Raw genomic sequence first — 8,579 nt, forward strand, 5'->3', positions numbered from 1 at the left:
GATTTGACCTCAGAAATTCACAATAAAGTCTTTGATAATTTTTTGATAAAAGATATAGATTAAAACAACAAAAATAAAGCCATCCTAATCAGGGTGGCTTTGCTCTTTCTATGCTAATAAAGATAATACACAGTTGTCCGCTAGCAGGCTATATAATGGACAGCTAATAATTATAAAAATAAATAGACTCACTCACACATCGTAGGCCGTATTCTGGATTGTTTATATGTCTTCATCCACCTCAAGCGACAGCCCGCTCAATAAACCTAAAACCACAGTAGTCCATACCACCAGCAAAGGTATTCTGACGGCTTTGATTGCCTTTAGCATCTGGGGTAGCTTTCCGTTTTATTTCAAGCAGCTAGGCGAATACAATGCCGTCGAGATTATTGGACACCGCATTGTCTGGACCTTTGCCTGTTTGGCATTGTTTTTGGTGGTAACCAAACGCTGGCAGTGGCTAGGTACCTTAAAATCTAATCCTCGTCTATTCTGGATTACCTTTTTATCGGGAATCATCATTGCAATAAACTGGCTCACTTATGTGTGGGCGGTCAACGCCAATCTAATTTTAGAAGCCAGTTTGGGTTACTTTATCAGCCCCCTAATTGGTATTTTATTGTCTCTAGTGTTTTTACAAGAAAAACTACGCCCATTACAGTGGATTGCTGTGGGCTTTGCCTTAGCCTCTGTATTAATTCAAGTGGTGATGCTAGGCAGTATCCCTTGGGTATCTTTGGTGTTGGCCTGCTCCTTTAGTGTGTATGGGGTAATGCAAAGACGCACCCCGCTGCAAGCAGTTGATGCCATGTTTATAGAGACAGCTTTATTGGTACCTATATGTATCTGGTGGTTTATGACCACTGATGTGGCCAGCTCATCGCTATCGTTTTGGCTAAGCAATAAAATCTGGTTTTTAATGCTTGCCGGCCCTATTACTTTGATACCGCTACTGCTATTTAATAAATCTACCAAAATGGTGGCTTTTAGTATTCTAAGTTTTATGAACTATCTGACCCCGACCATTATTTTCTTATTGGCTATCTTTTATTATCATGAGCCATTTGATACTCAGAGATTAATGATCTTTGGTCTGATTTGGTTTGGGTTGTTTTTATTCAGTATTGACTTGTGGCAAAACAGACCTTCTAAAATGTTAAAAAAAGAAGCGCTTAGCAGCTAATCAGTCCATTAACTACCTTTGCACCCATTAAAGACCACTTGAGTTAATAACACTAAACTAACCACACTAAATAATTATTTTTATAAGATGAGAATATTGTCATGAGTGAACCACTGAAAAACACCGATTTCGTCAAGGTTAAAGGACTGAAGGTCAAGGCGGTAATAGGGGTGTTTGATTGGGAGCGTGAAATTGAGCAGCCCCTATTAATTGACGTGTCTATGGCCACAGATATCAGCAAAGCTGGCAAAAGTGATGATATTAAGGATGCCATTAATTACAAAGAAGTATGTGATGATATTGCCGAGCTATGCCAGCAAACCAAAGCCATGCTGATTGAGCGTCTGGCTGAGTTGATTGCAGAGCATATCTTAACTAAATACAACACCACTCAAGTCGAAGTTAGTGTCGCCAAACCCACTGCTATTAAAGAGGCTGATGCCGTTGCAGTACAAATTATTAGAACTTCTGTTGTAAGCTAGAATTGAGTGTAGATTTACAGCTATAGGATCTCAAAAAACCGTGAGGGGTTAACTATTGATGTGTAGTGATAAACCATCGGCACAATGCTCTACTAAAGGGGTTGATGTAAATAGCCTAAGCATTTCAAAACAAGCTAATACCCTAAATGACTTTGATAACTCAAAGCGTGTTCAAGACAATCTTAAGAAGAAAATTATTTCAGATATTCAGCCCTTATTACAGATTTCTGATATTACCCCTGCAGGCTATATTATTGAGTTGGGCAGCAACCAAGAAGCAAGCCATCACTTGCAGCAAAGTAGGAAGATGCTTGAAGATCAGGCGAGTGAGGCGTATTGGTCGACTGAGTTTATAAACCCAGATTATACGGCGACGGCGGAAAACCCCAAGCCTGACTATACCAATCAGTGCGGTTATTTAAAGCTAAATCAAGCTGCTCAGCCTTGCTTAACTTTAGGGGAGCTGGTTAAAACCAGTAAAGTGATTGAAAAGCAGATCCAACAAGATTGTTATGAGGCTGAAAAGATAAATCGGCTTGAAGTTGATGAGTTATTGCAATCTATTACCGAGCCTAAAAATAGAGTGGTGATTATAGATATTGATATCTTAGCGGTTGTGACTGACTCAGGAGAGATCATTGCTGTTGAAGAGCGCTACCCATTCAAAAATCATGAATGGGTAGGTTTAATTGAGCTTTATCAAAATCACTGGCTATCTTAAGGCCAGTGATTAAGTCATGGTTTTCTGATCCTTAAACAATTAATAGCTCTATTAATTATTCATCATATCAATCTCATCTACTGAGATTTTCTCACAGTCTTTGGGCTTAAAGGTTGGGTCTAGTTTGCACAATGCTTTTTGCAATTCATTAATGCGGGTTTCAGACTGCTGAATGTGGCTCAGCACTTTGCTAAAGGCTTCAGCGACTGGATCTTCTGAGTCTGGATTTAGACCGTAGGCACTAAAGTCGACTCTTTCAGACAAGCGCTTGCCATTAAGCTGCCCATAGTTTTTAGAGGTTTCTGGGCAGTCTGTCTCTTTAACTGATTGACTGGGTTTTTGGCTATTGGTATTAACCGAATCTGACTCAGTTTCAGTGGGAGCATTAACCATTCTAGCGGCGCTACCGACCATGGTTGCTTCAGCAGGGACTTCTTTTACTACGACGGCATTGGAGCCAATTTTTGCGTTTTTGCCCACAGTAAATGGTCCCAAAACTTTGGCACCAGCACCCACAATAACGCCATCTTCTAAAGTAGGGTGACGCTTACCTTGTCCTAAAGAGACACCGCCTAAGGTAACGCCATGATATAAGGTGACATCATCGCCAATTTTAGCTGTTTCACCAATGACAACCCCCATACCGTGGTCAATAAAAAAACGTCTGCCAATTTGTGCTGCCGGATGAATCTCAATACCGGTAAGCATGCGAGAGCCATAAGAAATCGCTCGCGCTGAGAACTTATAATCTTTATTCCACAAGTAGTGAGCACCGCGGTGTAGCATCAAGGCATGGATACCAGGGTAGGTTAATAAAACCTCTGTACTGTTTCTAGCAGCTGGGTCACGTTCGAATACCGCAGCGATATCCTCTTGTAATGAGGCCTTGGCTTTTTTAATGGCTTTAATTAGTCTCATAGGATTGTCTTATTTTATTATCAGTGTGGGTTAAAAATTTAAGTTAGTATAACGTTACAACTTTCGTTTAATCTTAGCAATAATAGAGCTTACAATTTCAAATTCTTTTTGATCCAACTGCAGTCTGGACAGCAAACGGGATAGCCGGCTTGGTAGCTCTCTTAGTTTATCAGCTTTTGTACTTTCTACTAACTCTAAACGCTGCATTAGCTCAATAATTCGAGTTTGTAGTTGGTTTTTTTGCTGTTGATCGATGGCTGGCATGTCCCAGCTTTGTCTCTGTCGTATCTCAATCTCAGTGCCATTATCAGTGGTATTATTAGTTGGCTTAGCTTGTAAGTCATGCTGCAGAAAACGACTATAAATAAAGCTAGCAATAACTTGTATCGCTGAGGCCACATTAAGCACAGGATAGTCGGGATTGGCGTCTATTTGAATGTGATAATCAGCTAAAGCCAATTCTTGGTTGGTCAGTCCTCGGTCCTCACGGCCAAATAATATGGCCACTTTGGTCTCATCAATCGGCCTATCTAAAATGATATCCGCGGCTTCATTGGGGGTGACTACAGGACGGGGGATATGTCGTTGACGGCTGCTAGCAGCAAATACTAGGTGGCAATCTGCCAAGGCGTCCTCTAAGTTCTCTACCACAGTGCAATTATCTAACACCGACTGAGCACCTGCTGCATGCGCTACACTGTCTTCATCAATAGGTAGCTTAGGATCAACCACTACTAAATCCGTTAATCCCATAGTTAGCATGGCCCTTGCCGCTGAGCCAATATTGGCAGGCAGGGTAGTGTTTACCATAACTATTTTAATATTGCTTAGGCGTCTATTCAGTAAAGTGCTAGGCCCTATTGCTTGAGTTGGGGTGTTGCTGTGATTGGTAGAGGAGGAAACAGTCATTATTTTTCTTATTTAAAGAGTTAGGTTCAAAGGGTCATAACTCATAGTGAGACATCGGTTAGTATAAAGATTAGTTTAAAGAAAAGTCACCTTAAAAGCTATTTGATTACACCAAACCTAGACATAAGTTGATTAACAAAATGCCTGCAAAAGCAGGCATCACAGGGGTCTGTATTAGACTAATTAGGAGTAATGGAAATAAAGATTATCCTCAGGCACTACAATACCTAGCTGCATTAAGTTTTCATCAGTGGGATAAATTCGCCAATCATCATTTAAACAAACACTAGCAATGGCAAAGTCGGTATAGACGTTTAAGGCAACAGGAATACAGCCATCGTTTTGATTGAGGGGTACTGGCGAGATACCCATAGCACCTTGCTCATCATTATAATAAGCTTCCATTGCATCATTATCATCGACCTCATCTTCAAAGGAAGGGGCTGAAATGCTTGGAATAATATCGAGCTGGGCAGGTTTTAATATAGGCTTTAAGGAGTCTAAGAGTAGAGTGTCCTCACTATGAATCTTAATGCTGATTTTTTTTACCCAACGCTGACGACATTCAAGAAGAGTATAAGCGTTGTCTAAACGTGCGAATAGGCGACCATCACGATCTCTGATACCGCCTTTAATAACGATAACTTCATCGACCTTGAGCTTATCTTTAATTCGATTGTAACGCTCAGCATAACAGCTTACCTCTAGCCGCGCTGTGCCATCATCTAAGGTAATCACACAGCGGTTTCCGAAGTTGGCAATGTCCATAATCAGACCAGCAAACAGAGTGCTGCCGTTATAGCCCGTATCAGATAAGTTATCTAGACGTGCATTGCTGGTATAGACTGCCACCTCTTTACGGTACTGATCTATAGGGTGTCCGGTCAGGTACAGCCCTAGGGTGTCTTTTTCAGCTTTAAGACGGTGCTTATCTCCCCAAATCAGCTCAGGACCCGTAGGCAGCGGTGGGGCAGTGGTGGCGTTATCGACTTCACTAAATAGATCCATCATGCCAATTTCGTTATTTTGACGTTCTTGTTCAGCCGCTTGTACTGCACTAGGAAGCTGCTTCATTAAAGCGCCGCGAATTTGATGATGCTGATCATCTTCTAAATCAGGGCGTAAAGTAATGGCAAAATCATCAAAACAGCCGGACTTGATTAAGGCTTCTAAGGTGCGCTTATTAACCTTTTTAATATCTACGCGGCGGCAAAAGTCATATAGATCGCTAAAAGGACCGCCTAAACTTCTTGCGTGGACGATTGATTCAACCGCTCCTTCACCGACGCCTTTAATGGCGCCAAGTCCATAAATAATATTGGTGGGCTTATCAGCGACAAAGTGCCACTCACTGCGGTTAACAGAAGGGTTGTCGACTGTTAAATTAAAGTTCTCACGGCAGTCGTTGATAAAGAACACCACGTTGTCGGTGTTGTTCATATCAGAGGTTAAAACCGCGGCCATAAACTCAGCTGGATAGTAGTACTTCAAATAAGCGGTCTGATAAGCTAAGACACCATAAGCCGCCGAGTGTGATTTGTTAAATCCGTAACCGGCGAATTTTTCCATCAGATCAAACACACCGCCTGATACCACAGGATCAATGCCTTGTTCTGTTGCCCCGGTGATGAAAATATCCCGCTGTTTGGCCATCTCTTCTGGTTTTTTCTTACCCATGGCTCGGCGCAACATATCGGCACCACCTAAGCTATAACCTGCCATCACCTGAGAGATTTGCATAACCTGCTCTTGGTAGACAATGACTCCGTTAGTATTCTCTAAAATAGGCTCAAGGTTAGGGTGGTCGTATACCACTTCTTCACGGCCATGTTTGCGGTCAATGTACATCTCGACCATCCCAGCATCTAGCGGGCCTGGGCGGTACAACGCACACATCGCGATAACGTCTTCGATGTTGGTCGGTTGTAGCTTGGACAAGTATTTTTTCATACCCGAACTTTCTAGCTGGAATACTGCTGTGGTCTTAGCTTCTTGCAGCAGTTTATAAGCATTCTTGTCATCTAGCGGCAAATCTTCTAGCTCAAGTGCTGGCTTTTGTTCCCGAGCTCGGCGCTCGTTAATGTTCTTAACCGCCGCATTAATAACGGTTAGGTTACGTAGGCCTAAGAAGTCAAACTTAACTAGGCCGACAGATTCCACATCGTCTTTATCAAACTGACTGACTCGGTGACCTTCTTCATCACAATAGATGGCACTAAAGTCTGTAATTTTATTTGGAGCAATTAATACGCCCCCAGCGTGCTTACCAACGTTACGGGTAATGCCCTCTAGCTTTAAGGCCATCTCCCAAATTTCATTGGCATCCTCATAATCCATATTATCTGGGTTTGAAAGCAATTCTTTTAATTGTGGCTCTTCAAGCACCGCATCTCGTAATGAGATGCCTGGAGTTTTCGGAATCAGTTTTGAGATTTTATCGGCTAAACCATATGACTTACTTTGAACACGTGCCACGTCACGCACCACAGCTTTCGCCGCCATGGTACCAAAAGTGATAATCTGTGACACTGCTTCACGCCCATACTGACTGGCCACATACTCAATCACTCGGTCGCGACCTTCAATACAAAAGTCGATATCGAAGTCGGGCATAGAGACACGCTCTGGGTTTAAGAAACGCTCAAATAGTAAGTCGTAATGTAAAGGGTCAAGGTCGGTAATGTTAAGCGCATATGCCACTAACGAGCCCGCTCCCGAGCCACGGCCTGGACCTACCGGTACGCCATTGGCCTTAGCCCAGCGAATAAAGTCCATTACGATTAAGAAGTAGCCTGGGAACCCCATCTCCAGAATAATATTTAATTCGTGCTCTAGGCGCTCATCATAAGGCTTTCTGACCTCAGGCCAAGTGTCATCTCGCTCTGAAACTGGATACAGCTTATCCAAGCGAGCCTCTAGTCCTCGCTTAGATTCAGAGCGGAAAAACGATTCAATGGTTTCACCTTCAGGGACAGGGAACTCAGGCAATACGTTAATACCTAGGGTTAAGGTAACGTTACAGCGTTGGGCTAGGATAACAGTGTTTTCCACTACTTGAGGGATGTCTGAAAACAGTTGAATCATCTCAGCTTGAGTTTTTAAGTATTGTTCACTTGAGTAGTCATGCGGGCGATTGGGGTCGGCCAGAACGTGAGAGGAAGCAATACATACTCGTGCCTCATGAGCATCAAAATCATCTTCTACTAAGAATCGCACGTCATTATGAGCGACGATAGGGATGCCATGACGCTGACCTGCCAAAATGGCTTGTTCAATAAAGGTGTCTTCACCCACACGTCTGGTACGTTTTATAGCAAAGTATAAACGGTCTTCAAATACAGATTGATATTCCGCGAGTAGCTCATGGCCACGCTCAGGATTTGAGCCCATTAAAGCTTGGCCGACATCTGACTTTTCAGTAAATAAGACAATAACCTCGTCACTATTGGCCATTAAATGCTCTTTATTGACGATAGGAACGCCTCTGTTATCGGCATTCATACGGCCATCTGTAAATCCTAGCGACACAATGCGGGTGATGCTCTGGTAGCCTTCATTATTCATTGCCAATAAAGTTAAGCGGGTATTTTCATCATCCAAGATAATCTCAGCCCCAATAATGGGCTTAATCCCTGCATCTAGGCAGGCACGATAAAACTTCACGGTGGCATATAAGTTAGACAAGTCGGTTAAAGCTAAAGCCATTTGGCCATCAGCTACTGCCGCCTTTACCAAAGGTTTGATACGAATGATTGAGTCGGTAATTGAAAACTCGCTGTGGATGCCTAAATGTACAAATGCCATAAACGACCTGATTTTAATAAACGAATGATAATAAGCAAGCAAAATTGTGGGCGAGGCAACTGCTACTAAAATTACAAAATTTGTTTAAGTTAATTTTAGAGAAAAGCTATATTTTTTCAATAACTGGTGGTGGTTCAAAAGTAAGCTGATTAAAATTTGAATAATTTTTGAAGCTTTGAAAGCCATATAGAACCAGAGAACTTAGCATTGACTTCCTATTGACTTTTAACGCCAGCCTACTTTTTAGAACACCACCCAATAACTTACTTAATGAAAGGTTTTCTGCTTTAAGTACTGCGATTTTGATACGCAGACATAGGGTTCAATTAGGGTAGGGGTTTACTATAGCATTTTAAAGCCCGTTTATCACCATTCGCCGTAAAACCACCCACTTCAGGGGATGGATATAAGGCGACACACACTGTCGTCAGAAGCAGTTAAAGGGTTGTAAGTTAAAATAAACCTTGCCATACTAAGCATATGAAAACACTCAAGCTACGCATTAAAGACAACCACATAAAAGAGCTGAATCGTCTAAGCGGTTCAGTGAACTTCGTGTGGA

6 protein-coding genes are annotated in these 8,579 nt (G+C 42.2%); 3 read left to right on the forward strand and 3 right to left on the reverse strand.

Features of this window, described 5'->3' with window-relative positions:
• The first annotated feature begins 226 nt into the window (after positions 1 to 226).
• From rarD to A1019T_RS07965, 3 genes are all read left to right on the forward strand, one after another.
• Positions 227 to 1,183: an EamA family transporter RarD gene (gene rarD / locus A1019T_RS07955; protein ID WP_077451179.1), complete on the forward strand. Its 957-nt coding sequence runs from the start codon at positions 227 to 229 to the stop codon at positions 1,181 to 1,183.
• A gap of 101 nt (positions 1,184 to 1,284) precedes the next feature.
• A complete protein-coding gene (folB, locus tag A1019T_RS07960; protein ID WP_208608051.1) occupies positions 1,285 to 1,665 on the forward strand; it encodes a dihydroneopterin aldolase in 381 nt (126 codons plus the stop codon).
• A gap of 58 nt (positions 1,666 to 1,723) precedes the next feature.
• Positions 1,724 to 2,386 (forward strand): hypothetical protein, encoded by a 663-nt coding sequence (locus tag A1019T_RS07965; RefSeq protein ID WP_077451180.1) that lies wholly within the window; start codon positions 1,724 to 1,726, stop codon positions 2,384 to 2,386.
• Positions 2,387 to 2,437: 51 nt separating this feature from the next.
• On the opposite strand, the gene cysE is transcribed toward A1019T_RS07965, so the two are convergent.
• The 3 genes from cysE to dnaE form a co-directional block, all read right to left on the reverse strand.
• Entirely contained in the window at positions 2,438 to 3,304 is an 867-nt protein-coding gene (gene cysE, locus A1019T_RS07970; RefSeq protein WP_077451181.1) for a serine O-acetyltransferase, read from the reverse strand.
• A 54-nt stretch (positions 3,305 to 3,358) separates the two neighbouring features.
• A complete protein-coding gene (locus A1019T_RS07975; protein ID WP_077451182.1) occupies positions 3,359 to 4,213 on the reverse strand; it encodes an RNA methyltransferase in 855 nt (284 codons plus the stop codon).
• Positions 4,214 to 4,396: 183 nt separating this feature from the next.
• Positions 4,397 to 8,017: a DNA polymerase III subunit alpha gene (gene dnaE / locus A1019T_RS07980; protein ID WP_077451183.1), complete on the reverse strand. Its 3,621-nt coding sequence runs from the start codon at positions 8,015 to 8,017 to the stop codon at positions 4,397 to 4,399.
• Positions 8,018 to 8,579: the final 562 nt, after the last annotated feature.

Source organism: Psychrobacter piechaudii, assembly GCF_900162825.1.
Taxonomy (GTDB): domain Bacteria; phylum Pseudomonadota; class Gammaproteobacteria; order Pseudomonadales; family Moraxellaceae; genus Psychrobacter; species Psychrobacter piechaudii.

Bases quoted from the DNA above. Each gene is read 5' to 3' on its own strand.
- A1019T_RS07965 (WP_077451180.1), top strand. From the start codon at position 1,724: ATGTGTAGTGATAAACCATCGGCACAATGCTCTACTAAAGGGGTTGAT.
- cysE (WP_077451181.1), bottom strand. From the start codon at position 3,304: ATGAGACTAATTAAAGCCATTAAAAAAGCCAAGGCCTCATTACAAGAG.
- dnaE (WP_077451183.1), bottom strand. From the start codon at position 8,017: ATGGCATTTGTACATTTAGGCATCCACAGCGAGTTTTCAATTACCGAC.
- rarD (WP_077451179.1), top strand. From the start codon at position 227: ATGTCTTCATCCACCTCAAGCGACAGCCCGCTCAATAAACCTAAAACC.
- folB (WP_208608051.1), top strand. From the start codon at position 1,285: ATGAGTGAACCACTGAAAAACACCGATTTCGTCAAGGTTAAAGGACTG.
- A1019T_RS07975 (WP_077451182.1), bottom strand. From the start codon at position 4,213: ATGACTGTTTCCTCCTCTACCAATCACAGCAACACCCCAACTCAAGCA.